The sequence below is a fragment of the Anaerococcus sp. HMSC075B03 genome (assembly GCF_001815585.1).
GTDB classification, from domain to species: Bacteria; Bacillota; Clostridia; order Tissierellales; family Peptoniphilaceae; genus Anaerococcus; species Anaerococcus vaginalis.
On the sequence record NZ_KV821206.1, the window covers coordinates 97,302 to 124,173 of the forward strand.

Annotated in this window: 26 protein-coding genes; 9 read left to right on the forward strand and 17 right to left on the reverse strand. The window is 30.3% G+C overall.

The genetic code is table 11. From position 1 onward, the window contains the following. Positions 1–268 precede the first annotated feature (268 nt). The 4 genes from HMPREF3045_RS09365 (at position 269) to HMPREF3045_RS08540 (ending at position 3,316) form a co-directional block, all read left to right on the forward strand. Positions 269–424, forward strand: a complete 156-nt coding sequence (locus HMPREF3045_RS09365) for a hypothetical protein (protein WP_180363023.1) — start codon at positions 269–271, stop codon at positions 422–424. 75 nt (positions 425–499) lie between these two features. After that, a complete protein-coding gene (locus tag HMPREF3045_RS08530) occupies positions 500–1,228 on the forward strand; it encodes a pepsin/retropepsin-like aspartic protease family protein (protein ID WP_070738646.1) in 729 nt (242 codons plus the stop codon). After that, the gene (locus tag HMPREF3045_RS08535; RefSeq protein ID WP_070738648.1) at positions 1,225–2,463 is read left to right on the forward strand and encodes an MFS transporter; all 1,239 of its coding nucleotides are present in this window, start codon (positions 1,225–1,227) and stop codon (positions 2,461–2,463) included. Before HMPREF3045_RS08530 ends, HMPREF3045_RS08535 begins: the two co-directional genes overlap by 4 nt. Positions 2,464–2,467: 4 nt before the next feature. Then, positions 2,468–3,316: a hypothetical protein gene (locus HMPREF3045_RS08540; protein ID WP_070642174.1), complete on the forward strand. Its 849-nt coding sequence runs from the start codon at positions 2,468–2,470 to the stop codon at positions 3,314–3,316. 106 nt (positions 3,317–3,422) lie between these two features. On the opposite strand, the gene HMPREF3045_RS08545 is transcribed toward HMPREF3045_RS08540, so the two are convergent. The 7 genes from HMPREF3045_RS08545 to dpaL all read right to left on the reverse strand — a co-directional run bounded on the left by HMPREF3045_RS08545 (position 3,423) and on the right by dpaL (position 15,007). Further along, entirely contained in the window at positions 3,423–4,829 is a 1,407-nt protein-coding gene (locus HMPREF3045_RS08545; RefSeq protein WP_070738650.1) for a uracil-xanthine permease family protein, read from the reverse strand. A 100-nt stretch (positions 4,830–4,929) separates the two neighbouring features. Then, entirely contained in the window at positions 4,930–6,309 is a 1,380-nt protein-coding gene (locus HMPREF3045_RS08550; protein WP_070738652.1) for a uracil-xanthine permease family protein, read from the reverse strand. 207 nt (positions 6,310–6,516) lie between these two features. Further along, positions 6,517–7,839 (reverse strand): putative aminohydrolase SsnA, encoded by a 1,323-nt coding sequence (gene ssnA, locus HMPREF3045_RS08555; RefSeq protein WP_070738654.1) that lies wholly within the window; start codon positions 7,837–7,839, stop codon positions 6,517–6,519. A 9-nt stretch (positions 7,840–7,848) separates the two neighbouring features. After that, on the reverse strand, positions 7,849–10,884 hold the full coding sequence (gene ygfK / locus HMPREF3045_RS08560; protein WP_070738656.1) for a putative selenate reductase subunit YgfK: 3,036 nt from the start codon (positions 10,882–10,884) through the stop codon (positions 7,849–7,851). Positions 10,885–11,187: 303 nt separating this feature from the next. After that, positions 11,188–12,507 carry a YgeY family selenium metabolism-linked hydrolase gene (locus tag HMPREF3045_RS08565; RefSeq protein WP_083316605.1) on the reverse strand — a complete coding sequence of 440 codons (1,320 nt, stop codon included), beginning with the start codon at positions 12,505–12,507 and terminating at the stop codon, positions 11,188–11,190. Between the two features lie 28 nt (positions 12,508–12,535). Continuing rightward, a complete protein-coding gene (ygeW, locus tag HMPREF3045_RS08570; RefSeq protein ID WP_070738658.1) occupies positions 12,536–13,750 on the reverse strand; it encodes a knotted carbamoyltransferase YgeW in 1,215 nt (404 codons plus the stop codon). A 12-nt stretch (positions 13,751–13,762) separates the two neighbouring features. Further along, a complete protein-coding gene (gene dpaL / locus HMPREF3045_RS08575) occupies positions 13,763–15,007 on the reverse strand; it encodes a diaminopropionate ammonia-lyase (protein WP_070605967.1) in 1,245 nt (414 codons plus the stop codon). Between the two features lie 253 nt (positions 15,008–15,260). Between dpaL and selD the strand changes: the two genes are divergently transcribed. Genes selD through HMPREF3045_RS08595 form a run of 4 tightly spaced genes read left to right on the forward strand, consistent with a single transcriptional unit; the run spans position 15,261 to position 18,266 of the window. Further along, a complete protein-coding gene (gene selD, locus HMPREF3045_RS08580; protein ID WP_070738659.1) occupies positions 15,261–16,280 on the forward strand; it encodes a selenide, water dikinase SelD in 1,020 nt (339 codons plus the stop codon). A 12-nt stretch (positions 16,281–16,292) separates the two neighbouring features. Beyond that, positions 16,293–16,877, forward strand: a complete 585-nt coding sequence (gene yedF / locus HMPREF3045_RS08585; protein ID WP_070738661.1) for a sulfurtransferase-like selenium metabolism protein YedF — start codon at positions 16,293–16,295, stop codon at positions 16,875–16,877. Next, positions 16,877–17,146, forward strand: coding sequence for a putative Se/S carrier protein (locus HMPREF3045_RS08590; RefSeq protein WP_070738663.1), 270 nt, complete (start codon positions 16,877–16,879; stop codon positions 17,144–17,146). The genes yedF and HMPREF3045_RS08590 overlap by 1 nt, the downstream gene beginning before the upstream one ends. Further along, positions 17,133–18,266 carry an aminotransferase class V-fold PLP-dependent enzyme gene (locus HMPREF3045_RS08595; RefSeq protein ID WP_070738665.1) on the forward strand — a complete coding sequence of 378 codons (1,134 nt, stop codon included), beginning with the start codon at positions 17,133–17,135 and terminating at the stop codon, positions 18,264–18,266. Before HMPREF3045_RS08590 ends, HMPREF3045_RS08595 begins: the two co-directional genes overlap by 14 nt. Positions 18,267–18,280: 14 nt before the next feature. On the opposite strand, the gene HMPREF3045_RS08600 is transcribed toward HMPREF3045_RS08595, so the two are convergent. The 9 genes from HMPREF3045_RS08600 to HMPREF3045_RS08640 all read right to left on the reverse strand — a co-directional run bounded on the left by HMPREF3045_RS08600 (position 18,281) and on the right by HMPREF3045_RS08640 (position 24,783). Continuing rightward, positions 18,281–19,315: a sulfate/molybdate ABC transporter ATP-binding protein gene (locus HMPREF3045_RS08600; RefSeq protein WP_070738667.1), complete on the reverse strand. Its 1,035-nt coding sequence runs from the start codon at positions 19,313–19,315 to the stop codon at positions 18,281–18,283. Beyond that, positions 19,308–19,982, reverse strand: coding sequence for a molybdate ABC transporter permease subunit (gene modB, locus HMPREF3045_RS08605; RefSeq protein WP_070642149.1), 675 nt, complete (start codon positions 19,980–19,982; stop codon positions 19,308–19,310). Before modB ends, HMPREF3045_RS08600 begins: the two co-directional genes overlap by 8 nt. Positions 19,983–19,988: 6 nt before the next feature. Next, complete coding sequence (modA, locus tag HMPREF3045_RS08610; protein WP_070738669.1) at positions 19,989–20,855, reverse strand: molybdate ABC transporter substrate-binding protein; 867 nt, start codon at positions 20,853–20,855, stop codon at positions 19,989–19,991. Beyond that, positions 20,845–21,303, reverse strand: a complete 459-nt coding sequence (locus tag HMPREF3045_RS08615; RefSeq protein WP_070642143.1) for an MOSC domain-containing protein — start codon at positions 21,301–21,303, stop codon at positions 20,845–20,847. Before HMPREF3045_RS08615 ends, modA begins: the two co-directional genes overlap by 11 nt. Further along, positions 21,290–21,781: a MogA/MoaB family molybdenum cofactor biosynthesis protein gene (locus HMPREF3045_RS08620; RefSeq protein ID WP_070738672.1), complete on the reverse strand. Its 492-nt coding sequence runs from the start codon at positions 21,779–21,781 to the stop codon at positions 21,290–21,292. Before HMPREF3045_RS08620 ends, HMPREF3045_RS08615 begins: the two co-directional genes overlap by 14 nt. Beyond that, complete coding sequence (moaC, locus tag HMPREF3045_RS08625; protein WP_004839396.1) at positions 21,762–22,232, reverse strand: cyclic pyranopterin monophosphate synthase MoaC; 471 nt, start codon at positions 22,230–22,232, stop codon at positions 21,762–21,764. The genes HMPREF3045_RS08620 and moaC overlap by 20 nt, the downstream gene beginning before the upstream one ends. Further along, positions 22,233–23,180, reverse strand: a complete 948-nt coding sequence (moaA, locus tag HMPREF3045_RS08630; protein ID WP_083316606.1) for a GTP 3',8-cyclase MoaA — start codon at positions 23,178–23,180, stop codon at positions 22,233–22,235. A 175-nt stretch (positions 23,181–23,355) separates the two neighbouring features. After that, a complete protein-coding gene (locus HMPREF3045_RS08635) occupies positions 23,356–24,501 on the reverse strand; it encodes a double-cubane-cluster-containing anaerobic reductase (RefSeq protein WP_070738674.1) in 1,146 nt (381 codons plus the stop codon). A 60-nt stretch (positions 24,502–24,561) separates the two neighbouring features. Further along, on the reverse strand, positions 24,562–24,783 hold the full coding sequence (locus tag HMPREF3045_RS08640; RefSeq protein ID WP_004839399.1) for a putative Se/S carrier protein: 222 nt from the start codon (positions 24,781–24,783) through the stop codon (positions 24,562–24,564). A gap of 126 nt (positions 24,784–24,909) precedes the next feature. On the opposite strand from HMPREF3045_RS08640, the gene HMPREF3045_RS08645 reads away from it, so the two are divergent. After that, entirely contained in the window at positions 24,910–25,623 is a 714-nt protein-coding gene (locus HMPREF3045_RS08645; protein ID WP_070738676.1) for a GntR family transcriptional regulator, read from the forward strand. 56 nt (positions 25,624–25,679) lie between these two features. Here HMPREF3045_RS08645 and HMPREF3045_RS08650 read toward each other — a convergent pair whose 3' ends face one another. Continuing rightward, complete coding sequence (locus HMPREF3045_RS08650) at positions 25,680–26,861, reverse strand: diaminopimelate decarboxylase family protein (RefSeq protein WP_070738678.1); 1,182 nt, start codon at positions 26,859–26,861, stop codon at positions 25,680–25,682. Positions 26,862–26,872 lie beyond the last annotated feature (11 nt).

Below are 26,872 nucleotides of genomic sequence, written 5' to 3' on the forward strand. Positions count from 1 at the left end.
GTATAAGTTAATAAAAAAATCATAAGAGATATTTTTATAGAAATTTCTCTTAAAACCCTCTAACACAACTTTAAATAAAAAGCTAAACTAAATGTTATTTATCTAATCAATATTCCAAAGTTTTCATTTTAGTTACCCCCTACAATAAATATTTACTTATATTAAATTTTCACAAATTATAAATTTAAAAATAATTATAGATATTATTGACATAATATTCATTTTAAAGTATACTAATTTTATTCTAAGATAAGGAGATATATTAATAATGGATTTTGATAAAAAAGATTTAATTTCTAAAGAAAATCTAGATTTCAATGAAAATGAAGATAAAAATAATAAAGATATTATTGATTTTTCAGTAGATTCTTCTGTTATAGAAGTTGAAGCGCTTCCGGAAGTAACTGTAAAAGTAAAATGGTAAAACAGTGTTATGAATACTTTTGAATGAAAATATATTTTAAGGGATTGTATTATTAAGTTTAAGTGCAAAAAAGGGTTGATAACTATTGATATTTGTATATTTAATAAGTATTATACATTTTTAATTGATAGTGGTTCTGAAAAAAGTTTCTTATTACCCAAAAAAAGATTTGAAAAATATAAAATAAAAAAAGAAAAATATATAAAGATAAATGGAATTGGAAAAGACAAGATTATTAAATTTGCTTATAATTTTCCAAAAATAATAATTGATGGCGTTAGCATTTATAATACAGAATTTCTTATGCAAAATAAAAATCTGATGTTTTTCTATTTAAATATAGACGGTATTATAGGATTTGATATTCTAAAACAGTTTGATTTCTACATTGATTTCACTAATAAAATTTTTAATATTGGAAAATTTCATTTGCAAAATTACCTACATAGCTCTCAAATATTATCTGATAAACAAATGGTTATTAAAATCGGTTATAATAATAAAAGTTATAGAACTTTAATAGATTTAGGAGCTAATAATTCCATAATTTCTACTGATATAATACCAAATATAAATTTGATAAATAAGAAAAGTAGTATAGTTTTGGGTATTAATGGTTTTTCTGTTCAAAAGGTATCAGAGATAAGAGATATTATATTTTCTTTTGGTAAGAATTCTTTTAAAGTTAAAAAAGTTTATATTGGGTCTTTTAAATATAATTGGTCAATAAAATTAGGAACAGACAGTCTTAATAAATACAAAGTTTACTTTATAAATTCAAAAAGAGAGGTTATTATATCTTGAATCAAAAAAATAAAAATTTTTCAAAGTTGCTACTTCTTTTAGGAAACTCTATCGGTCAACTAGGAAGTAGCATACTTTCTTTTGTACTTGGGCTTTATATTTTAAAAAAATTAAATTGTTCTATATTTTTTTATAGCCTTTCTCAAATTATAGGACCTTTAGTGGCAATTTTTTTATTGCCTATTTTAGGAAGTGCAATTGATAAATACAATAAAAATAAAATTATTAGATTTTCTCAATTTCTTAGTGCTATCTCTCTGTTTTTATTTATTATAACAAGTAGAAAAATAGAGATAGAATATATACATATTATAGGTCTGTTAATAATTTTAAAACTTTCCGATCAAATCCTATCTACAAGCTTAAATTCTTCTACTATTAATATAGTTGATGAAGAGGATATTCAATCGTTTAGAGCTCATTTACAAATAATTCAAGCAGTAAGTATGGTTTTATCTCCTATTATAGCAGTATTTATTATTGATAAATTCGCGCTAATTGGAATTTTACTTATAGAAATGTTTATGGAATTATTAGTATTAGTAATCTATTGGAAAGTTGATTTTAATAAAAATACAAAGAAAGAAGTTAATGAAAGTCAAAGCTTACTACTTTTGTTTAAAGAGGGGATTGATTTTATATTTAAATACAAAAAAATTGTATTTGGTTTAGCTTTTGTTTTAGTAGTAAACTTTATTCTTGGTATTGTCAATATAGGTTTACCATTTGTTGAAATAAAAATTTTAAATTTATCAAGCAAAAATTACGCTTTAAATGATAGTATTTTGGCTATAGGTTTATTATTAGGTTCATTAATTTCATCAAAAATTAAATCCCAAAAAACTTTAAATATTGCTAGAAATTCTATAAGCTTAATATCTTTAGTAACTTTTGTGTTAGGTTTGTTATTAACATTAGAATTAACTAAAAACAGTTGGTCTATTATATTGGCAGGATATTTCTTAATAATCGGTATTTCAATTACTATATGTAATATACTTCTGTCAAGCTGGTCTATACTAAACATCCCTCAAGAATTTCAAGGAAGAGTTTTTAGTATATTAAACACATTAACTCAAGTGTCTTTGCCACTAAGTATGTTATTATTTGGATACTTATTTGAAATAATATCAGTATACGCTGTTTTTGTAGGAGCTGGAATCTTTTTATTATTATTTACAATTGGTATTCCTTCTTTATTTAAAATTAATTTAAAAAATGATAAATTGGAGTAATTTTATGCAAATTAATGACATCAAGCAAATTCTTGAAATTTCTGAATCCGAATGGATTTATTTTTCAAATTTTATTAACCAGCAAATCAAAACTACTATCCTTGTAAATATGCCGTTTTTAAACAAAAATAAAAATTTACAATCAATTTCTCTTTATTCTCTGTACCCTTTATTATTTAGAAAAGAATTTAAATTATTCGGTTCAAACTTAGAGAATTTGATTGTATTTTCTCATAACCATTTCATGTCATTATTTATACTTGATAAGATATACGATTCACAAAAAGTTTACGAACCGATAGATCTTTTGGTTTTATTAGAGCAATATTCTAATAACAAATCTTTTCTTAAATCTTTAAATATTGAAGATGATACGTTTATATCTGAAAACATAACTAAAACATTATATGGATTATATAAAGAAAAATATGTATATAAATATAATAAAATCTTAACTCACAATGAAGAAATAGAATATGCCTATGACAAATATTCATTTGCCAAAATAGCCTTAAAAGTATTTAATCTTACTTCTGGCTATCCTATTAACGAAAAAGTTTTTGAAGAATTATGTCTTTCTCATAATTATTTTTCTTATGGAAGGCAAATATTAGATGATATAGAGGATTTTTCAGTTGATTTTGACAATAATCATTTTAATATTTATACAAATAGATACTTCTTTGAGACCAATTCTTTTGAACGTCCGTTATTCAAAAATTCTATATTTATAGATTTGCTATTAGAGTCAAAAAAATATTTTTATATGGCTTTAGATGTTCTTTCTATTGATTTCAAACTTTGGAGAAATTATATTAATTTCTACATATCTATTTGTGACAGATATTTGTAATTACCATCTGTTAAATATTAAAAAGTCTATAATATTGCGTAAAATATTTAACGCAATATTATAGACTTTTCTTTTATTTTATTATAAATTTTAAGCTTTTTAAATTTTATTCTTCTTCTAATTCTTCTAGTTCAAGATTTGCTAAAGAATCTTCTTTTGCTTTATCTTCTTCTTTTTCTGGAATAATTAAGTTCATTAAAACTGCAGAAATTGCTGCAAGTACAACTGGTGATGATCCGATTGCTACTGTTAATTCTTCTGGCATAAAGAAAACGCCAGCATTTTGTGCGCTTGCAACTACTGTAGTAAATCCAACACCAAGAGCTACAGAAACTCCAACTATTGAAGTATTTCTTGCACTTAGAGGTTGGCTTGCGATCATTCTAATTCCGTTCATTGTTATAGCAGCAAAAATTGAAAGTGTTGCTCCTCCCAAAACTGGATAAGGAATTGTTGTAAGAATTGATGATAATTTTGGAACAAGTCCTGATACCAAAATAATTAATGATGCAAGTGTAAATACTTTTTTATTTACTACCTTATTTATTGAAACTATTCCTGCATTTTGTGAAAATGTAGCTGTTGGAAGACATCCAAAAATCGCTCCAACTAAGTTTGCAACACCATATCCAACAATTCCACCTCTTAATTCTTTTGGTGTAGGAATCCTATCCATACCACCTACTGTTGTTGAAGTCATATCTCCTATTCCTTCAATTGCTGTTACTATAAAAATAATTGTAATTGAAATTATTGCTGATGGCTCAAAAGCAATTCCAAAGTGAAATGGTTCTACAACTGAAATCCAACCTGCTTCTTTTACTGGAGAAAAATCTACCATTCCAAAAAACATTGATACTATGAATCCAATAATCATAGCAAATAATACATTTGCAAGTTTAAACATTCCTTTTCCAAAATGTGTAAATCCAAGTCCTAATATTAAAGTTATTCCTCCGACTAACCAATTTTGCCAAGCTCCCCAGCCTGCAACTTCTACGCTTCCTGCTCCTCCCATATAATTCATAGCTACAGGATAAAGTGAAAGTCCTATTACTAAAACTACTGTTCCTGAAACAAGTGGTGGGAAAAGTGGCATTATGTATTTTAATCCTAGTCCAAAAAGTATTGAACAAATTCCACCAACGATTTGCGCTCCCAATACTATGGCAACAACTTCAACAGGGCCTCGAGCTCCAAATTGATTGGCAAGTCCAATCATTGTAGGTACATACGCAAATGAAACCCCAAATATCATAGGAAGTCTTGATCCTATAATTTTAATTGGATAAATCATCAATAAAGTTGTAAGTGCTGAGCCTATAAGGGCAATTTGAATTAAAATCATTGTATCTTTTGGTGAAAGTCCACTTGCTCCTGCAAGCATTATTGGTGGTGTAATACAACTTGCAATCATTGCTACAACGTGTTGAAAGGCAAGTGGCAACGCCTCTTTTGTAGTTACCTCTCCGTCGAAACTAAAAAGTCCGCTAAATTTTTTTTCTTTTTCCATAAAAATTTTCCTTCTTTTTTATTTTTATTTTTTTCCGTAAGGAAGGGAGCTATTTTAAAACTCCCCTTATAATAATTTTATTTTTAAAACAAAATTATTATTATTTATCATCCATCGCCTTTCTTTCAGCTTCTTCTTCTGCTATAGTTTTCTTTGGCATTATTATATTTAGTAAGAAAACTACTAAAGTTGCTAAAACTACAGGTGATGATGTAAATACCATTCTAAACCATTCTGGAAATTGTGCTAAAGCCTGATCGCCTAGTTGAACAATTCCCATACCAAGGGCTATTCCTAGTCCTACTATTGTTACATTTCTTGAGCTCATTTCGTCTGACATTATTAATTTCATTCCGCTCATTGTTATTTGTGCAAAAACTGTAATTGTTGCACCACCAATAACCGCTTGTGGAACTGAAAGCATCAAAGCTCCAAATTTTGGAATAAATCCTGCAACAAGAATAAGGCTTGCTGTGATTGCAAAAACTTTTCTTGCAACAACTTTTGTAAGTGAAACTATTCCTACGTTTTGACTGTATGTTGCTGTTGGCATTCCACCAATCAATGAACCAATTACTGAAGCAAGTCCGTTTGCTTTAATTCCTCCTTCAAGCTCATCTGCTGTTGGAACTCTATTAAGTCCTCCAGCTGTTGTTGATGATAAATCTCCTACAGCTTGAATCGAATTTACAACAAACATTACTGACATTGTAATTACTGCATCAATTGGAAATTCTAATTTAAATGGCATAATTCTTGGTAGAGTTAGCCAAGCGGCTTCTTTTACTCCATCAAAATTAACTATTCCAAAAAATATTGATGCAACATATCCAACGCCAATTCCTATTAAAATAGCTGCAAGTTTTATAATTCCTTTTCCAAACATATTACAGCAAAGAGTTACTGCTAAAGTTAAAAATGCTACACCCCAATAAACCAAATCTCCTTGGTTCGGATTTCCATTTCCTCCTGCCATATAATTTAGGGCAACTGAATAAAGTGAAAGTCCAATTGTTAAAACTACTGTTCCTGAAACCATTGGTGGGAAAAATTTATAAATTCTTTTTATGTTCATTCCAACTATAAATGCTACGACACCACCGACCAATTGAGCTCCATAAACTGCTCCCAATCCATATTTTAAACCTATTGATGTTAAAACTGGAATATAAGCAAAACTTACTCCCATAATTACTGGAAGTTTTGCCCCAACTTTAAAAACTGGATATAATTGCAAAAATGTCGCGATTGCTGCTACAAACATCCCAGCTTGAATTAAATAAACTGCATCTTGAGCTGATACTGCAAATTCTGTATTCGCTAATTGACCTGTAAGAACGATTGCCGGAAGTGTATTACCTACTATCATTGCCAATAAATGTTGGAGGGCTATTGGCAAACTCCTTTTAAAACTCGGACTTGCATCCATGTCAAACAAGGACGTGTTTGTGTTTTTTTCTTTTTTTTCTTTTTTTCCCATCTCATCTCCTTTTTTTTGATATAAATTTTTTCTATATCCTATATTAGAATTTTTTAAACTCCAATAATATGATACATTTACTTATAATTTAAACAAATAAATTAATAAAAAAATTTTTTCTTATATTTTAAAAATAAGTTCATAAAATATTTAAATAAGAATTTTATTTATTAAGCTAGTTTAAAAAATAAACTAGCTTAATAAATTTTAAAGATTTTTCCAAACTTTTGAAGCTCTTTGTCTTGAATCTGCATGGATTTTTGCTTGATCGACTGTTGTAATTATTTTATCTTTCATTACAAATTTTCCATTTATAATTGTATCGTTTACAAGTCTTCCTGTTAAACCAAATAAACTATGCCCGCCCCAATTGTCTTTGTTGATTGGTGTATATGGATCGTAATTTATTGTAATTAAATCTGCATAAGCTCCCTTTTTAATTCTTCCTACTTCATTGTTTAGGAAATGTGAAACTATGTCAGGGTTATTTTTAAATTGCATTTCCAAGGTTTCTCCAAATCCTTTTGTTGGATCTTGGGTATTGTGAGCTTGGATTATATTTGCAACTTTCATTGATTCAAACATATCGTTTGTATAGGCATCTGTTCCTATTCCTACTTTTAGTCCTTTTTCAAAAAATCTATTTACTGGAGGAACTCCTACTGCATTGTTCATATTTGATTCTGGGTTAAAGATTACTGGAGTATTATTTTTCTTTAATATATCCATTTCTCTTCCGTTTATATGAACGCAGTGTATAGCTAAGGAATTTTCATTTATTATGCCAAAATCATTTAGTCTTTCTACTATCCTTTTGCCATATTTTCTTTGGCAATCCCATTGGTCTTCGATTCCTTCTGCTACGTGAACGTGGAAGCCATTATAAACTCCATCCATTGCATCAAGAGCTTTCTCTAATGACTCATCTGAAAGAGTAAAAGATGCGTGAAGTCCAAATAATCCTCTTAGCATATCATCATTTTCTTTTTGAGAATATTTAATCCAATCTACGTTTTCTTTTATTTCTTTATCTCTAATTTCAGCTCCATCACGATCTGAAAGTTCGTAGCAAAGATTTGTTCTAATTCCTACTTCTTTTGCAGCTTCTCCAAGAGTAAATAGAGAATTTTCTACAGAATTTGGTCCTGAATGGTGGTCAATTACTGTTGTAACTCCATTTGCTATTGATTCCATATAAGTTGTTAGGGCATTTAATCTTACATCTTCTGTTGTAAGTTCCCTATCAAGAGACCACCACAAATTTTCTAAAACATTAAAGAAATTATCTGTTGGTTTTGAAACTGCCATTCCTCTTGCGTAAGCTGAATAAATATGTGAGTGAGCACAAATCATTCCTGGCATAAGAAGTTTTCCTTTTAAATCAATTACTTCTTCATCAGGATATTTTTTTAAAATATCCTGATTTTCTCCAACATCTTCTATTAATTTGTCCTTGATTAAAACTGCGCCGTTTTCATAAAAATTATTATTTTCATCGTTTGTAATTATTAGGCAATTTGATAATATCATCTTATCTCCTTATGAATTTAAAATTTCACTTGGCTTTATATAGTAAGCATAGTTTTCTTCGATAGCTTTTATTAATTTTTGCATATTTTCTGACAAATCATCTAAGTTTTCTGTTTCAATTACTTTGCCATTTTCAAGTCTAACTAGATATTTATTACCATCTTTTAAGAAACCTATATTTGTTGAATCATCAAAGTCTTCTTTTGTCCAAAATACTGTAAGTTTATCTTTGTAAGGACGTCCTGCGTGTGGGCAATAGAATCCACAGTTGCCACATTCGTTACACATTCCATCTAAGTGGATTATTTGATGAAGATTTTCAAATCCATCAACTTTTATTGCTACGTTTGCTCTGTTTGGACAAACTTCTGTACACATTTCACAAATTTGATTACATTTTAAACATCTGTATCCTTCATTTTTGCCTTGGATTTTTTCTTGAAGTCTTCCTCTTTTTTCAAAAATTATTTTGTTTTGTTCTTTAACTTCAAATTTTTCAAAATCATTTTCTAGATTTTCTTTTGCTAAAATATCAAGACAAACTGCTTTTGCTTCTCCCATTGCTTTTACAATAGTGCTTGCTCCAGCTCTACAATCTCCAATTACATAAACATTGTCGATATTTGTTTCGTAATTTTCTGTAGTTTTTACATTGCCCCAATCATCTAAATTAATATTATTTTCTTTGAATGCGCTTGTGTCAACTCTTGCACCTGTTGCACCAATTACTGTATCAAATTCAAGATCAAGTTTTTCTCCTGTTGAATTGATTGATCTTCTTCCAGATTCATCAAATGCCCCAAGCTCCATTTTTTCGCATTTTAAAACTTTTCCGTCATAAGAATAAGGAGCTACTAATTCATAAATTTTGTGTCCTTCTTCTTTAACATCATTTACTTCTTCTTGAGTTGCAGGCATGTAAGCTTCTGTTCTTCTATAAACTAAGGCTACGCTTTCAACACCATCAAGTCTTGCTGCAGTTCTTGTACAATCCATAGCTACATCTCCTGCACCTACAACTGCAACTTTTTTACCAACATTTGCCTTGCCATTCATTCTTACATCCCATAAGAAATCAAGAGCATCAAGGATATTTTCGCTTCCTTCTTTTACTGGAGATCTTCCCTTCTCCCAAGCACCTGTTGCTGCAATTATATAATCATAATCTTTTTTCAATTCTTCGTAAGATTCTTTTACTTCAGAATCAAAAATAAATTTTACGCCTTGTTTTACAGCAATTTGGTAATCTCTTTCGATTTGTTCATCAGAAATTCTAAATTTAGGAATAACATGGCTTACAATTCCGTAAGGTTTTGATAATTTTTCTCTTACTGTAACGTTCATTCCATTTCTTCTTAGATAAGATGCTACAGCAATTCCACCAGGACCTGCTCCTATAACAAGAACTTTTTTGTCTGATTTTATTTCTGATTCTTTAATATTTTCTACAAACTTATCTTGAGCCTTATCAGCTGCTATAAGTTTCATATCTCTTATTTGAAGGCTTTTTTCATAGTCAACTCTTGTACAATGATCTTGGCAATAATGTGCACAAAGTTTTCCAAGAATTGTTGGTGCAGTATTATCCATCGCAATAACTTCAATCGCCTTATCGTATTCACATTCAGCAACTAATTGCAAATATTCAGGAATTTGTTGTTGGATTGGACATCCACCATCTTTACAAGGAGCCTTGTAGCAATCTGTAAGTGGAAGAGTTGAATTTGTTTTTCTTGATCCAACTTTTTCTCTGTATAATTTATTATTAACCCACTCACTTATGATTTTATCTCTAAGTTTTACAGTTTTTTCTACATCAACATCGTGGAGTTTATCACTTAATAAATCCTCAGTTTCTTTTGCCAATTGGTTAAATCTTAAATATCCACCTGGTTTAAGAATTGTTGTAGCAACTGTAATTGGTTGACCTAAAGCTTCAAAAATTTCTTTAATATTTCTAGCATCAGCACCACCAGAATATGACATTGGAAGTTTGCCATCAAATTTTTCTGAAAGCATAGCTGCCATAGAAATAGTTAATGGAAGAAGAGCTCTTCCTGACATATACATTTCTTCTGCAGGAAGTTCATTTCTTTTTACATCAACTGGGAAAGTATTTGTAAGCTTTACACCAAAGGCAAGATCATTTTTCTTTGCAAGATCTAATAATCTTTCAATCATAACAACTGCATCTTCGTATTGAAGGTCATCTTTGAAATGGAAATCTGTAAAAGAAATATAATCAAAGCCCATGTCATCAAGAGTTTTTCTTGCATATTCGTAACCTAACATAGTTGGATTACATTTTATAAATGTAGATATTTTCTTTTCATCTATTAGATATGATGCAATTTTTTCAATTTCTTCTGCAGGACAACCGTGAAGGGTTGAAAGTGTTATAGAATCACAAATATTTGTGCTGATTTTTTCTAAATCTTTTTTATCAAATTTTGAAAATTTATCGATATTTTCTTCAAGATATAATTTACATTCTTTAAATACTTCTGTGTCTTTAGCATTTCTTAAATTTTCAATATATGTATCAATTTTTTCAGATTTTATTCCTTCAAGATCATAACCTACTGACATATTGTAAGCAAAATCTTTTTTATCAGAAATATTTAATTCTTTCGCCAAAGCAATAATTGCAAAATATGCTTTTACATATTCATTGTAAGCTTCTTTTACTGTAAGCTCTGTTGACCATTCACAGTTATAACATTCATCTTCCGAATTTATACATGGCTTTGCAACAGCTTTTTGTATATCTACTCCATCAAGTTTTTGAACTGTTTTCAATTCAATAAATCTTGCTCCTGCAAGATAGGATGCTAAAATATTTTGGGCAAGTTGAGATTGAGGACCTGCTGCAGGGCCTACTGCTGATGAAATCTCATCGCCAAAAACAGTTTTTAACATTTTTCCTGATTCATTTTTGTAGAATTTTTCTTTTTTAATTCCAAAAATAGAACCTTCATTCTTATATTCTTCCAAAGCCCAATTCATTAGGTCTTTAAAAGGTATAGGTCTCATAAATTCACTCATTTTTTACTCCTTTTTTATGGGTTTTTATTTTTCAAATCGACCAAAATAGCGTTTTCTTTTTCTATAATTTTTTTGAAAAATTTATAAAGATGAGGGTAGGAGAACTTCCCTCTCTTTTTAATTTTTCTAGTATATTTTTAAATAAGCAATATTTTATAAGAAAGTCTTCCGCCAAGAAAGTGCAAATGACTTATTTTATTTTTATAAAAACTAATTATTTATTTTGCTATTTAAAAGTCAAATTTATAAAAATCTATAAAATTTATATCAAGAAAGGCTTAAACCTTTCTTGATATTTTTAATTTATTTTATATATTCAAGTGGAAGAACTGCGTATGTTGCTGCACAAGTTACTAAGTCTTGTTTGAATGTAACTTCGTTTGGTGCGTGAGCTTGATCTTCTGCTCCTGGTCCAAATCCTATTACTGGAATATTGTGTCTTCCCATTATAGCAACACCGTTTGTTGAGAATGTCCATTTATCTGTTAATGGTAAATCTTTTCTCTTTTCAATTTCTTTTTCTACATTTGGAGCAATTCTCTTATCTCCATAAAGACCTTTGTATGCTCTTTCTAATGCTTTTGTTACTTCGTGATCTTCTGGAAGTACCCATGTTGGGAAATAGCATTCTTGTTTTTTGCTTACGCCAGTCCATGATGGTCTTTCGTAATCATACATTGTAACTTTTGCGCCGAATTTTTTAGCTGAAGGTAGGTCTTCAATTTCTTTTATGCAAGACTCCCATGTTTCTCCAGCTGTCATTCTTCTATCAAGTGAAATTGCACAAGAATCTGCAACTGCACATCTTGATGGAGAAGTATAGAAAATTTGGCTTGTTGTAACTGTTCCACGTCCTAAGAAGTTTGCTTCTTTGTATTCAGGATTGTATTTTTCGTCAAGCATTTTTACAAGACCTTTTATTTCTACTGAATCGTCTGCTGGATTTTCGTTTAATTGTTCGATTTCGTTAAGGATTTTTGCCATTTTATAAATTGCGTTGTCTCCTCTTTCTGGAGCTGAACCGTGGCAAGAAACTCCTTTAACTTCTACACGAATTTCCATTCTTCCTCTTTGTCCTCTGTAGATTCCGCCATCTGTTGGTTCTGTTGAAACTACAAATTCTGGTTTGATTCCTTCTTCTTCAATCATATATAACCAGCAGTTTCCATCACAGTCTTCTTCTTGAACTGTTCCTGTAACTAAAACTCTATATTTATCATTTAAGAATCCTAAATCTTTCATGATTTTTGCGCCATAAACTGCTGATACAACTCCACCTAATTGGTCAGAACCACCACGTCCACCAATAAGATTTTCATCTTCAAATCCTTCGTATGGATCAAAATCCCAATTGTCTCTATTTCCGATTCCTACTGTATCGATATGACCATCAAAAGCAATTTGTGTTTTGCCTGTACCCATTTCACCAAGTACGTTTCCTTGACCATCAATCCAAGCCTTATCAAAGCCTAGTTTTTCCATTTCTTCTTTTATTCTTTTTGATTTATCGCCTTCTTCACAAGATTCACCATGTTTTAAAATCAAATCTCTCAAGAAAGCATTCATATCTTCAGAATATTTTTGTGCAGTTTCTTTTACTAAATCATAATTAATTTGTGTCATTTAAATCTCCTTTTAAATTTTAAAATTCTTATTTATTTTCGTCTTCTTTGTCAACTAATCTTTCTTTGTTAGCTTCAATTAATTTTTCAATTGTAGCTTTAGGATCTTTAACTTTTTGTAAGAAGATCATTGCAGCAATTATATATGGTTTAAAGCTTGCTTCTTTGTAAAGTGGATCTCTATATCTATCAAATACAGATTCATCAACTTCTCCATCTTCACATGAAAGTCCTGTTATATCTGCTGGAAGACAGTGCATGTATAAAGCTTTACCATCTTTTGTAAGTTTCATCATTTCTTCTGTACAAGCCCAATCCATGTGTTCTTTGTTTTGTTCAAGAAGTCTTTGTTCAAGTTCATCAATTCCTTTTTGATCTCCTTTTGCATAAAGGTCTGTTCTTTCTTCCATAGCTGCAAATGGAGCCCAAGATTTTGGATAAACTATATCAGCATCTTTGAAAGCTTCTTCCATTGAATTTGTTTTTGTAAAGCTTCCGCCGTATTTTTTAGCATTTTCTTCTGCAATTTCTTCAACTTCTGGCATTATTTCGTATCCTTCTGGATGAGCTAAAACTACATCCATTCCAAATCTTGTAAATAAACCTGAAATTCCTTGAGGAACTGAAAGTGGTTTACCATAAGATGGAGAATAAGCCCAAGTCATAGCAACTTTTTTGCCTTTAAGATTTTCAATTCCACCAAATTCGTGGATAACGTGAAGTAAATCTGCCATAGCTTGAGTTGGATGGTCAATATCGCATTGAAGGTTTACAAGGTGTGGTCTTTGTTCAAGAACTCCGTGATCATATCCTTCTTGTACATATTCAGCAAAGTCTTTCATATATTTGTAGCCTTTGCCTATATACATATCATCTCTTATTCCAACTGTATCAGCCATAAATGAAATCATGTTAGCTGTTTCTTTTACAGTTTCGCCGTGAGCTTGTTGTGATTTTCCTTCGTCTAAGTCTTGAACTTCAAGTCCAAGCATATTTGCAGCTGATGCGTAAGAAAATCTTGTTCTTGTTGAATTATCTCTAAATAATGAAATAGCAAGTCCTGAATCAAAGATTTTTGGAGAAATATTTTTTTCTCTCATTGCTCTTAATGCATCAGCAACTGTAAAAATTGCTTCAAGTTCATCTTGTGATTTATCCCATGTGTGGAAAAAGTCATCGTGGTATAAGTTTTCAAAATCTAAGCCTTCTAATTTTTCTAATAATTTGTTAATATCTTGTGTCATTAATTTTTTCTCCTATCTAATTATTTTTTTATATTCAAATTTTTCATCGTTTGTATAATATCCATCCCAAACTACTTTTCTGTAGTGTTCGAAGTCTGTATCTCCTTCTGTTGAGATAAATAAAATTACTGAATTTTCATCTAATTTTAATTTTTCTTTTATATCTTTTAAATCTTCTCTTTGTAAAATTTCACTAACAGCTCCAACAGTTGCTGCTCCAGATTCTCCAGATATAACTCTCTCATCTTCTCCAATTGGATTTCCCAAAATTCTCATTCCTCTTGCAGCTGAACTATCTGGAACTGATAAAAATGCATCAACGTAAGATTTTAAAATTGGGTATCCAACAGTAACTGGTTCTCCACAAGCAAGTCCTGCCATGATTGTATTCATTTCGCCTTCAACGTTGTGGATTTTGCCGTCATTTATTTTTGCTGTTAGGTAGTTACAATTTGCTTTTTCTGGTTCGATTAGTCCTATAAAAGGTTTCTCACTTCCCTTAAATTCGTCTGAGAAAAATCCTGTTACTCCAGTTGCAAAAGAGCCTACTCCTGCTTGTAAAAAGATATGAGTTGGTTTTTTGCCTGCTTCTTTTAATTGATCAGATGCTTCTTTTGCAAGAGTTGAATATCCTTGAATAATCCATGTAGGAATTTCTTCATATCCTTCCCAAGCTGTATCTTGAACCATAATATATCCTTTTTCTTCAGCATATTTATTGGCAAGTCTTACGCAAGCATCGTAGTTAAGTCCATCCATAATGTCACACTTAGCGCCAGTTTTTCTGATATTATCTCTTCTTTCAAGAGCTGATCCATCAGGCATCAATACAACGCAATCTTGTTCTAATTGTTGGCTTGTCCAAGCAACTCCTCTACCATGATTTCCATCAGTTGCTGTAATAAAAGTTACCTTGCCTAATTTTTCTTTGATTTCAGGAGAAATCAATTTCTCATAAGGTAGATCATCTAAATCCATATCAAGTTTTTGGGCTATGTATTTTGCCATAGCATAAGATCCTCCCAAAACTTTAAAAGCATTGAGACCAAATCTTAATGACTCGTCTTTGACAAATATATCCTCCACACCAAATAAATCTGCAAGATTGTTTAATCTTTTTAATGGTGTTACAGAATATTGGGGAAAGCTCGCATGAAATTTTTGAGCTTTTGAAGATTCTTCTTCATTAATAAAACTTAAATCAGCTAAATCTTCCAAATTTCTTTCATTTAAAACTATATTAAAACTCTCTTTCAATCTTTTCTCCTTTCTAGAACTTCTTCTGGTATTATAGTAACATATCACACATCAAAATGCAATACTTTTTAAAAATGTTTTCAAAAATTTTTTTAATTTTTATTTTTTATTATTTTTCTATTTTAAATTTTTATTTTGCTACGAAATTTTTTTGAAAAATTTCTATTTAAATTTTTTCTTTCATTAAATTTTTCGTATAGTATAATTTAAATATAATCTTTAAAATTCAATAATTTATAGAAAGAAGGAAGATATGTCTAATATAGAACTAGAAGTTTGTGGGGGTTGTAATGCGAAAATCCCCCAAGAAAGTCTAGGCGAAACTTTATCTTCTATTAAAAATTTTAAAAGAGATGATGTTTTGATTGGATACGATACCATGGACGATTGTGCTCTTGTAAGAGTTGATAAAAATAATGGAATTGTATCTACCCTAGATTTTTTCCCGCCGATGGTTTCTGACCCATATATTTTTGGACAAATCGCTGCGGCAAATGCCCTATCAGATATTTATGCTATGGGAGCCGAACCAATTTGTGGGCTAAATATTGTTTTGTTTCCTGAAGATGAAAATATAAATATTTTGAAAAAAATTCTCCAAGGAGGTGCAAGCAAGGTTATTGAAGCTGGTGCATCTCTTGTAGGCGGTCATTCAATTCATGATCCAAAAATAAAATACGGACTTTCTGTAACGGGAAAAGTCGATATTGATAAAGTTTGGAAAAATAATACGCCAAACGAAAAAGATATTTTGATTTTAACCAAGCCTTTGGGTGTAACTTTAGTTACAAATGCCTACGGGATTGATATTCTTGGTCAAGAGGAGATGGATAAGGCCATTTCTTCTATGATATTTTTAAATAAATATGCCAAGGAAATTTTGGAAAAATATAGGATAAGCTCAGCTACTGATGTTACTGGTTTTTCTTTTATGGGGCACTTGTCAGAAATGCTTGGCGATAAATATTCTGCCATAATTGATTCTAAAAATATCCCAATCCTTGACGGAGCAAAAAAAGCTGCAAGCGAATTTGTTTTTACCAAGGGAGGACAAAGAAATAGGATGCACATGGAAAATATGGTGGAATTTCTTGTTGATGACTTTGCTCTTGAGGAAGTTTTATACGATCCTCAAACATCTGGAGGACTTTTGGTAAGTATTAATAAGGATGATGCAAAAGACGCCTTGGAAGAATTAAGAAAAAATAATATAAATGCAAAAATTGTAGGTCAAATTAGTAAAAAATATGATAAATCAATATTTATAGAATAAAGGAGTATAAGAATGAAAGAAATTGATGCTAGAGGTATTGAATGTCCAATGCCTGTAATTATGGCAAAAAGAGAAATTAAAAATGGAGAAGAAAATTTTTATGTGCTTGTAAATGAGGACATAGCTGTAGAAAATTTGAAAAAACTTGCAAAAGAAACTAACTTTGATATTGAAATCGAAGAAAAAGAAGATGGAGTTTTCAAATTAATTTTTAATAAAAATGAAGAAAAAACAGAAAAAGATGATAAGGGAGAAAGCCTATCTTCTTCTTATGTTGTAGTTTTTGATTCTGATAAAATCGGAGATGGAGATGAAGATTTCTCAAAATCTCTTTTGGAAAGTTTCTTAGTTTCTATAACTGAGGCAGACGTTCTTCCAAAATTTGTAATTTGCTACAACAAGGGAGTATTTTTGACAACACAAAGAGAAAATACCATAGAAGATTTGAAAAAACTTGCTGATAATGGAGTTGAAATTATCTCTTGCGGTCTTTGCCTTGACCACTATGGAGTAAAGGAAGAATTAAAAGTTGGAAGAGTTTCAAATATGTACGAAATTTCTTCTCTAATGAGAACTCATCACACCATTAGACCATAATGGAATATGTAATTTATACTTTCAAATCATCGAATTTAGCCTATCTTGCCCTAAGCAAAGTCGAAAGCGAAAATATTAGGGCAAGGCTAGTCCCTCTTTTGCCAGAAATTGATGCAGGTTGTGGACTTTGTCTTAGGTATGAAAAGAAATTTGATGAGAAGGTAAAAGAAATTTTTTCAAAAAACAAGCTTGATTTTGAAGAAAAATACCTGCTTATTTACAAAGAAAACAAAAGAAAGCCAGAGGTTAAAGCTTATGATTTATCTTGATAATGCTGCAACTACAATCGACAAGGACGAATCAGTTGCAAGGGCAGTTTATAATGCTATAAATTCAAAATCTTTTGGCAATCCCTCAAGAGGAGCTTACAAAGTTAGCCTTGATGCCCTAAATTTATTGATGCAAACTAGAAAAGAAGTTGGGGCTTATTTCGGTATGGACAATCCCTTAAATGTGGTTTTGTGTCCAAACATAACTTTCGCCCTAAATTTTGTTATAAAATCACTTTTTACAAAAGGCGACCACGTCATAACAAGCCTTGCAGAACACAATTCTGTCCTAAGACCTCTTTATGATTTGGCAAAAAACGGAACAGAGCTTTCTTTTATCGATATAAAAGATGATTTTAGCCTTGATCTTGAAAAAATCGAAAGTTTAGTCAAAAAAAATACAAAAGCCCTAGTAATTACAGGAGCGTCAAACGTATCAGGAGTTTTTACAGACCTTGATAAGGCAAGCGAAATTTGCAAAAAAAATAATCTTAAATTAATAATAGACGGAGCCCAAGTTGCAGGTTATGTGCCTTTTGATATAAAAAAATATCCCGAATCAATATTTTTATTTACAGGCCACAAGGGACTTCACGCTCCCCAAGGAACTGGTGGATTTATTGTAAATGGGGATTTTGACTTTAGGCAAGTTTTTGCTGGAGGATCAGGTTTTGATTCATTTTCAAAAACCCAACCACACGTCTTGCCAGATTTATTTGAGCCAGGAACTGCAAATGTTCATTCCTTTGCAGGACTAAAAAGTGCCATAGAATTTTTGGAAAAAAATCCTCAAAAAGATATAAATGAGCTTACAAAAATTTTGTATGAAGGCTTAAAAGATACCCAAGGAATTAAATTTTATTCAAACATAAATTTAAAACACGTTCCAATAATTTCATTTAACATAAAAGATATTCCAGCAAATTATATAGCAATGAAACTATGGGATGATTACGAAATTTGCGTAAGAGCAGGCAGCCACTGTGCCCCACTTTTTCACGAAAAAATGGGAACAAAAAAACAAGGCATAGTAAGAATGAGCCTGTCATTTTATAACACAAAAGAAGAAATAGAAAAAACAATAGAGGCTGTGAAAAATATAGCAAATGAAAAAAGCTAGGGTAATCCTAGCTTTTATTTTAAAAACATTATTTTATCTTCATCTAAATTAAAATATAGATTTTTTTCATTTTTTAAATCATTCCATTTTTCTTTTTCCAAAAATACAGTAATTTGTCCTTCTCCGTCTTTTTTTCTTATTAGTAGGCAAGTGTTGAAAGTTTGGTCGATTTCTTTTATTATTTCTATTTGGAAAGAATTTTTTTCTTTTTTATTTTTGGAAATTTCTACATCATGGCCTCTTATGCCTATAAATTTTTCATTGTGATTTTTTTCTAAATCTAAATCTAGGTTCCAAGCCTCAGCCTTATAAATATTTTCTCCAATTTTTTCAACTTTTGAGAAATTTTTGCAACCTGATAGCTCTGCTGCTGCCATGGTTTCTGGATTATGAAAAAGCTCCTTAGTTGTTTTTTTTGCTTCTGATTTTCCTTTTGTCATTATTACAATGTCATCACACATTCTGTATATTTCATCTCTATCGTGGGAGACAAAAAGAGTTGGTATTTTATATTCTTCTATAATTTTTCTAACTTCAAGCTCAATTGACCATCTCAAATATCCATCGATTGCTGAATATGGCTCGTCTAACAAAAGAATTTCTGGTTCGTTTACCAAAATTCTTGCAAGAGCCGCTCTTTGTTTTTCTCCACCAGAAATCATTTCTGGCATAGAATTTTTTATGTGTCCAATATGAAGTTCTTCTAATTTTTTATTTATTATTTTTTCAGAATTTCTATTTTTTCCCCTAAGCCCAGTTTTTATATTTTCATAAACTGTCATGTTTGGAAAAAGTGCGTAATCTTGAAATAGATAGCCAACTTTTCTATCTTTGGTTGGTATATTTATTTTTTTATCTTTATCAAAAAGGATTCTATCATTTAAAACTATTCTTCCATAATCCGGTTTTATAATTCCCGCTATTGCTTTTAGGGTTAAGCTTTTGCCAGAGCCTGATGCTCCCAAAATTCCCAAAATTCCTTTTTCATTTGTAAATTTTGCATCAAGTTTAAAATTTGTAAATTCTTTTTTTATTTCAACATCAAGCATAATTTTTTTCCTTTGGATTTGTATCTTCTAAGAAATTTATGGCAACAAGAACAACAAATGAAATCAAAACATTTATCATAACCCACTTATAAGCAACAGCGTCTTGACCGATTCTCCAAAATTGATAAACAGTTGTTGAAATGGTTGCAGTTTTTCCTGGAGTGTATCCGCTTACCATGGATGTTGCTCCATATTCTCCAAGGGCTCTAGCAAATGATAAAACTAAACCTGCCATAACGCCTTTTTTGCAATTTGGCATCAAAACTTTCCAAAAAATCCATGTATTTGACTTGCCCAAAGTTTGAGCTGCGTATGATAAATTTTGGTTATAAGCTTCAAAAGCTCCTCTAGTTGTCCTATACATCAAAGGAAATGTTACTATGACTGTTGCAAAAATTGCTGAATACCAATTCATTATAAGAGGAAATTTAAAATATTCTACTGCGATTTTTCCTAGTGGCGAATTTGTTCCTAGAATTTTTATTAGAAAAAATCCTACAACAGTAGGAGGCAATACCAAGGGTAAGGTTAATACCACATCTATTGCCCCCTTTACTTTTGCAGGTAATTTTTTAATATAGTAGGCAGCAAATATACCAAGAAAAAATATTATTACCGATGATATACTTGCAATCCTTATTGAATTATATAAAGGATATAAGTCCATATCTATTTATTTAATGCCTTTATTTAATGGCTTAAATCCATATTTATCTAAAATTTCTGATGCTTTTTCGCCTTTTAAAAATTCTAAATATTTTTTGCCTTCTTCTGGATTTTTTGAATTTTTAAGTAAAGCTGCTGGATAAATTACTTTATTTTCAAGCATTGAATCATCAGCTACTGCTACTGTTTCAAGTCCTGCTGTTTTTGCGTCAGTTTTATAAACTATTCCACAATCAGCAGCTTTTTCGCTTATCCATGATGTAACTTCTTTTACATTTGAACCAAGTGTTACTTTGTCTTGAATTTTATCCCAAATTCCTAAATTTTTAAGAATTTCTTCTGAATATTGTCCAACTGGAACGTCAGAATTTCCAAGAGCGATTTTTTCTACTTCATCTTTTTCAAGATCTTTAAAATCTTTTATTCCTTTTTCATTTCCCTCTGCTACTGCAAGAGTTACTTCATTTTCAAGTAAATCAAATCTTGTTTCTTTGTCAATTTTTTCTTCTTTATCAAGTTCATCCATTTGTTTTTGAGCTGCTGAAACAAATACATCACAGTCTGCTCCCTCATCAATTTGAGTTTTTAATGTTCCTGATGAATCAAAGTTAAAGGTCAAACTAAGATTTGGATTTTCTTTTTCAAATTCTGTTTTTAATTCTTCTAAGGCTTCTGTCATTGAAGCTGCTGCGAATACTACAAGGTCTTTTTTCTCCATTTTGCCAGCATTTTCATTTGATTTTTCTACGCTTGCATTTGAATTTGACATAGCTTCATTTGAATTGTTGTCATTTTTTTTGTTGTTAGCACAACCTGCTGTTCCGATTAATAATGCTCCTGCTAGAGCTGTCATTGCGATTTTTTTAATATTCATTTTCTTCTCCTAAAATTTTAATTTCATCACCTGTTTTTATTACGCCTTCTTTAATTACTTTTGCAAATATTCCCTCATAAGGCATAATACATTTTCCTACACTTTGCTTTATGGCGCAGCCCTTGTGACATTCTTTTCCAATTTGACTAACTTCCAAAATACAATCGCCAATTTTTAATTTTTTTCCTATTGGAAGCTCATGCAAAATTATTCCTTGGGTTGTAATATTTTCTGCAAAATCCCCAAAAGCAAATTTGCGATTTTCATTTTCCATTTTTCTAATTGATTCTACTGCCAAAAGGCTTACTTGCCTGTGCCACTTTCCTGCGTGGGCATCATTTTCTAGCCCAAAATCTTTTTTAAATAAACCCTGACCTATCTGTTCTTTTCTTACCCCCTTTGTCTTTGAAATATTTATTGATAAAACTGTTGCGTTAATTGTGTCCACTATTATCCCCTTCTAATATATCTAAGCCATGACTTAAAAAAGGCAAAATTCCTTCTATACTTTCTATGACAGCCTTGGGAGAGCCTGGTAGGTTTATAATTAAAGAATTATTTTTTATTCCAGAAACTGCCCTTGATAAGGCCCACATATGAGTTTTCTCTTTTGAAATCAATCTTATTGCCTCGCTTATACCTGGCGTTTGTTTTTCTATTACATTTAAACTTGCCTCTGGTGTATTGTCTCTTTTTGAAAGCCCAGTCCCACCAGATGTTAAAATTAATTGGATATTTTCATCAACTAATTTATTTAATTCATTTTCAATATTTTCCAAATCATCGTTAATTATAGACTTATAAACCATCTTATAATTTTCTGGCATTATTTTTGCACAAGCGTCAATACATCCATCTTTATTTTCTCCGCTTGATCTGGTATCAGAAATTACCACAAAGGCGTAATTATAAATTTTTTCTTTCATAAAGACCAGATTTTCCTCCTGATTTTTTTACTAAATATATATCTTTTATGGTCATAGACTTATCAAGAGCCTTGCACATATCATAAACTGTCAAAAGACCAGCTGAAACTCCCGTCAAAGCTTCCATTTCAACGCCGGTTTTTCCTTGGCACTTAACTTTCACCTCACAAAATAATAAATTTCCCTCAAAATTAAAATCTACATTTATTCCATTTAATAAAAGTGGATGAGCCATAGGAATTATCGAAGATGTATTTTTTACAGCTTGAATTGCTGCAACTTGAGCTATGGCAAGAACGTCTCCCTTTTTTATTTTTTCATTTTTTATAGCTTCTATCGTTTCATTTTTTAATTCAATTGAACCTTTGGCTATGGCTTCTCTTTGGCTGATTTCTTTTTGAGAAACATCAACCATTTGCCCCCTGCCATTTTTGTCTAAATGTGTAAACATTTATCCTCCTATCCTATACATAGATTCTTTTATTACTTCTTTTTCCAAATGATGTCTTTGAGGTTTTTTCATAAGAGCCTCATCAATTAATTTTTCTATATTTTCATTTGCTCTTATAGCTTTTTTTAAATCAATTTCTAAATCCGAATGAAGACAAGGTCTAATTTTGCCATCTGCTGTAAGTCTTAATCTGTTGCAAGTAGAGCAAAATTTATGACTTAATGGCTCAATAAGTCCAAGTGTATAATCAAAATCTGGGACTTTGTAAAGACTTGTCGGCGAATTTTTGTCGGGATTTTTTATTGGAATTAAATTTAATTTTTTTATAATTTCATCGCTTGAAATAAATTTATCTTTTGAAAAATCTGCCGTGCCACCTATTGGCATTAGCTCAATAAATCTAAGCTCTATGTCATTTTCTTTGGCAAATTTTATAAAATCATAAATTTCTACATCATTAAATCCCTTTATCAATACACAATTAATTTTTATTTTATAGGCAAAATTTTTAGCATAAGAAATTGCATCAAAGACTTTTTTTAAATCGCCACCTTGACTCATCATCTTATATTTTTCAGAATCAAGGCTATCAAGAGAAATATTTAATCTTTTTAGTCCATTTTCCCACAAAATTTTTGCCTTTTCTTTTAGAAAATATCCGTTTGTAGTCATTGCCAAATCTTCTAGTCCATCAATTTCAGCAAGCATTTTTACTAAACTTTCTACATTTTTTCTAACTAAAGGCTCGCCACCAGTAAGTCTTATTTTTTTGATTCCTTTTTTTACAAAAATTTTGCTTATTTCATTAATCTCTTCTAAAGTCAACATATCTTCATGATTTTTTTTGCAAGAAAGACCATCTGGCATACAATATTTGCACCTATAATTACAACGGTCTGTAAGAGAAATTCTCAAATAATCTATTTTTCTTTCATACTTATCAAGCATATAATCAACTACTTTCTATAATTTTATAATATCCTAGCTTAAAACCAAATAAACAATATTCTTAAAATTTTTAAAAAAAATTGAACTTGGAAAGAAAGTAAATCTTCTAAATTTCATTAAATAACTAAAGTGAAATTTAAAAGATTTGCCCTCTTACACCAAGTTCACTATTAGCTTAAAGCATTTCTATAAAAGCTGCAATTCTTGTATTTATTTGTCCAATATCTGTTTTTGAAAAATCAGTTTCCAAAGATAGGTATGGGATATTTTTTTCTTCTGTTACAAATTTTCTAATTGATGTAGTTTCTATTGCATAAGTGTGGCAAGCTTGAAGCTCTACATCCAAAACTGCATCGACTTTATATTTGTCGATTAACCTATCCAATAAATCAAATCTATTTTTATTTGGGCTCATCACTGAACAACCAATATCTATGTATCTTTTTGCAATTGCCTTTATTGGATCGTCTGTATTTTCTTCTACAAGTCTATCATAATTTTTTTCGCCTGTACAGTTTTCGTAACTTACAACAACTGCCCCATTATCTTCAACAGCTTGTATAACTTTTTCAGTTGCTCCACCGATTGGACAACCTGTAATTAAAATTCTTGGTTTTTTCGGAAGATTTTCGTCATATTCTTCCATGATTTTTTCTGCCAAATTATTAAGCTCATCAGCAAGATTTTCCCTATCAAATTTAAAAGTTGAACCATACAAAACTTTAAAATAATCATAGCCTGACATAGGAGTTGGATCATTTGCCATTGTGCCCGCAAGTTTTTTGAAGGCTTTTCTAATTTTATTTTCAAGCTTAATTTGATTTTCTAAATTTTCATCAGTGATTTTTACACCAAATCTTTCTTCAATTTTTTCTTTTACTCTAATAACTTCTTTTTCCCAAAGATTAAGGGAATCTTCTCCTTGGTTGTGAGGAAGATTCATCACATGGACTGGTTTAAATTCTCCCATAAGCTCATACATTTTTTGTTTTCCATCACAAGTAGTCTCCCCTATTACCAAATCTGAAAAATGAAAAAATGGACACTTGTCTGTGATTGCAAATCCATAAGATGATTTTATCAAAGGGCAAAGATTGATTGGCAAATCTTTTTCAGCCTCGCTTATAGTTTCATCTGATGTAGAACATAAAGAAACTGTTCTTGCTCCCATAGCTTGGGCAATTTCTCTTGGAAAATATGTACAATACATCCCAACAACAGGCTTTTCACTATCTTTTATTTTTTTAACTTGCAAAAAAGAATTTTTTCTTTGCTCAGCAAATTCTTCAAAAACTTCAGGTAAATCTTTTACTAATTTCATTTTACCTCCTTGTGATAAAACACTTTTATGGCTTTATTTTTAAGTTCAAATTAAAAACAATTATATATCTAAAATTTTTAAAATTTTATATGATATATTTTCATCATTGAGGATTTTTTTTATTTTTTCAAAATTTTCATCTTCAAATCTAAACGCCAAACCGCAACCTGCTCCAAATTCTTCTGGTACTGGAATTAATTCTCCATTTATTTTTTTGTTTTTACAAAAATTTTCCATCAAAAGAGCATCGTTTGTCGTATCAAATCCTGCAACAAGTTTCATATATCCTCCTCATATTTATAAGTAGAGTATAACATATCACTCAATCCTTTTCAATAAAACGTTTGTAGATATTTATATTTCTGTTATAATATTTCTGTATAGAATAATTTGATAAAAGAGGAATTTATGAGCGAGAATGGTAAAAATAAAGTTAAAATAAAAAAAATAAGCAGGACTTTTGTAAAAGACGAAGCCTATAATTTGCTTGCACAAAGAATAATTAGCGGAGAACTTAAACCATGTGAAAGACTTAGAGTCCAAGAGCTTTCAGATGATTTGGGAATTTCTAGAACTCCAGTAAGAGAAGCTTTGTTGCAACTTGAAAGCGAGGGCTTAGTAATGACCAAGGCAAATCGTTGGACAATAGTTGCTCCTATAAATCCTTGCGAGGCAAAAGATATTTATCCAATTATCTATAGCTTGGAGGAGCTTGCTTTGATTGAAGCTTTCGACAAAATTGACGAAAAATTTATTGAAAAAATTCAAGATATTAATGAAGATATAAGTTATTTTCATAGAAAAAAAGACCAATTAAAAACTATAAAAAAAGACAACGAATTTCACGATGCTTTCATTGAACTTTCTGGAAATGCTGAAATAAAACCAATTATTGATAAACTAAAAAGAAGAGTTGAAAGAATGGAAATTTATTTTTTTGAAACAGGCGATGAAAATTTCACAACTTATAAGGAGCACATGAACATAATTAACGCCTTAAAAGAAAAAAATTTGGATAAGGCAAGAAAATTTTTAGTTGAAAATTGGAAATCAACCATACATACTATAAATAAACTTTCCAAGGATTTGGAATTTGAAAATATAGAAGACCAAATAAAATAAATTAAAGGCTTTTGTAAAATATTAAAAATTTTACAAAAGCCTTTTTTTACTAAATTTTATATCAAAAATTCTTTTGGCAAATCATGGCTTGCAAAGTGTAAAATCGAAAGGCTAAAGCAATAAGCTCCAGCGTTTGACACTTTCAATATATCGCCAATATTTGCTTTTTTTAATTCTATATCACTTGCTAACAAATCTAAACTTGTACACAAGTGTCCCCCAATATCTACAATTTCTTTTTGAGAATTTTCTCCAATAATTTCAAATTCGCATTGATTTTTTCCTGTGTAAAGTGGCTCAAAGGCTTTTTCGCACTCATATCCCAAAGCTTGTTTTAGCATTTCTTTCATAGGTCCTTTAACAAAACCGTTCATGGCATTTTTTACAACAAGGTAGGTTTTCCCATTCGAATATTTTTTGTCGATTATTGGCGTATAATAAACTCCTGAATCCATAACCAAAAATCTTCCGCTTTCTATCAAAAATTTTGCCCCAAGTTCATTTTTATTTTTTTCATATAAATCTTTCATAGTTTTTGCCAAAATATCCAAATTCACATCATCTTCGTTTTTTTTGTCGTAGGCAACTCCTATGCCTGAGCCAAAATTTATAAATTTAATGTCAGCATGTGATAGTTTTGAAAATTTCACTGCCAAATCATAAGTATTTTTGTAATAATTTGAAAGAAGATTTGTGTCAAGAATTTGGCTTTGAACGTGAACGTGAAGACCAACAAGTTTTAAATTTTTGTAAGTCCAATCGAAAGAAAAAATTTTATCTTCATCAATTCCAAATTTACTTGAATGGGCTTTTTTATCTGTCATAGAATAATTCGGATTTACTCTTATGCCAATTTCTAAAATTTCTCCGTGATTTTTTGCCAATTCATCTAACAAATCAAGTTCGTGGAAAGAATCTGCAATAAAAATACACTTATCCCAAGCTTTTTTTAAATCTTCCATAGTTTTACCTGGGGCAGAATAATAAATTTGATTTTTTTCCATACCAGCCTTTATTGAAAGCAAAACTTCATTGCTTGATGCTGCATCTGATCCAATTCCATTTTCTTTGATTGTTTTTATAACTGGCATAAAGGGATTTGCCTTGATTGAATATAAAAATTCTATATTTTTAAATTTTTCCTGTAATTTTTGGCAAGATTTATCAATTATTTCTTTTTGATAAATATAACAAGGGGCGTTTTCTCTTACAAATTCGTCAATATTTTTTGCTTGCATAATTTTCTCCT

What these genes read in the sequence shown, in the direction of transcription:
- HMPREF3045_RS09365 (WP_180363023.1), top strand. Translation starts at nt 269, where the DNA reads ATGGATTTTGATAAAAAAGATTTAATTTCTAAAGAAAATCTAGATTTC.
- HMPREF3045_RS08540 (WP_070642174.1), top strand. Translation starts at nt 2,468, where the DNA reads ATGCAAATTAATGACATCAAGCAAATTCTTGAAATTTCTGAATCCGAA.
- HMPREF3045_RS08545 (WP_070738650.1), bottom strand. Translation starts at nt 4,829, where the DNA reads ATGGAAAAAGAAAAAAAATTTAGCGGACTTTTTAGTTTCGACGGAGAG.
- HMPREF3045_RS08550 (WP_070738652.1), bottom strand. Translation starts at nt 6,309, where the DNA reads ATGGGAAAAAAAGAAAAAAAAGAAAAAAACACAAACACGTCCTTGTTT.
- ssnA (WP_070738654.1), bottom strand. Translation starts at nt 7,839, where the DNA reads ATGATATTATCAAATTGCCTAATAATTACAAACGATGAAAATAATAAT.
- ygfK (WP_070738656.1), bottom strand. Translation starts at nt 10,884, where the DNA reads ATGAGTGAATTTATGAGACCTATACCTTTTAAAGACCTAATGAATTGG.
- HMPREF3045_RS08565 (WP_083316605.1), bottom strand. Translation starts at nt 12,507, where the DNA reads ATGACACAAATTAATTATGATTTAGTAAAAGAAACTGCACAAAAATAT.
- ygeW (WP_070738658.1), bottom strand. Translation starts at nt 13,750, where the DNA reads ATGACACAAGATATTAACAAATTATTAGAAAAATTAGAAGGCTTAGAT.
- selD (WP_070738659.1), top strand. Translation starts at nt 15,261, where the DNA reads ATGTCTAATATAGAACTAGAAGTTTGTGGGGGTTGTAATGCGAAAATC.
- yedF (WP_070738661.1), top strand. Translation starts at nt 16,293, where the DNA reads ATGAAAGAAATTGATGCTAGAGGTATTGAATGTCCAATGCCTGTAATT.
- HMPREF3045_RS08590 (WP_070738663.1), top strand. Translation starts at nt 16,877, where the DNA reads ATGGAATATGTAATTTATACTTTCAAATCATCGAATTTAGCCTATCTT.
- HMPREF3045_RS08595 (WP_070738665.1), top strand. Translation starts at nt 17,133, where the DNA reads ATGATTTATCTTGATAATGCTGCAACTACAATCGACAAGGACGAATCA.
- HMPREF3045_RS08600 (WP_070738667.1), bottom strand. Translation starts at nt 19,315, where the DNA reads ATGCTTGATGTTGAAATAAAAAAAGAATTTACAAATTTTAAACTTGAT.
- modB (WP_070642149.1), bottom strand. Translation starts at nt 19,982, where the DNA reads ATGGACTTATATCCTTTATATAATTCAATAAGGATTGCAAGTATATCA.
- modA (WP_070738669.1), bottom strand. Translation starts at nt 20,855, where the DNA reads ATGAATATTAAAAAAATCGCAATGACAGCTCTAGCAGGAGCATTATTA.
- HMPREF3045_RS08620 (WP_070738672.1), bottom strand. Translation starts at nt 21,781, where the DNA reads ATGAAAGAAAAAATTTATAATTACGCCTTTGTGGTAATTTCTGATACC.
- moaC (WP_004839396.1), bottom strand. Translation starts at nt 22,232, where the DNA reads ATGTTTACACATTTAGACAAAAATGGCAGGGGGCAAATGGTTGATGTT.
- moaA (WP_083316606.1), bottom strand. Translation starts at nt 23,180, where the DNA reads ATGCTTGATAAGTATGAAAGAAAAATAGATTATTTGAGAATTTCTCTT.
- HMPREF3045_RS08635 (WP_070738674.1), bottom strand. Translation starts at nt 24,501, where the DNA reads ATGAAATTAGTAAAAGATTTACCTGAAGTTTTTGAAGAATTTGCTGAG.
- HMPREF3045_RS08640 (WP_004839399.1), bottom strand. Translation starts at nt 24,783, where the DNA reads ATGAAACTTGTTGCAGGATTTGATACGACAAACGATGCTCTTTTGATG.
- HMPREF3045_RS08645 (WP_070738676.1), top strand. Translation starts at nt 24,910, where the DNA reads ATGAGCGAGAATGGTAAAAATAAAGTTAAAATAAAAAAAATAAGCAGG.
- HMPREF3045_RS08650 (WP_070738678.1), bottom strand. Translation starts at nt 26,861, where the DNA reads ATGCAAGCAAAAAATATTGACGAATTTGTAAGAGAAAACGCCCCTTGT.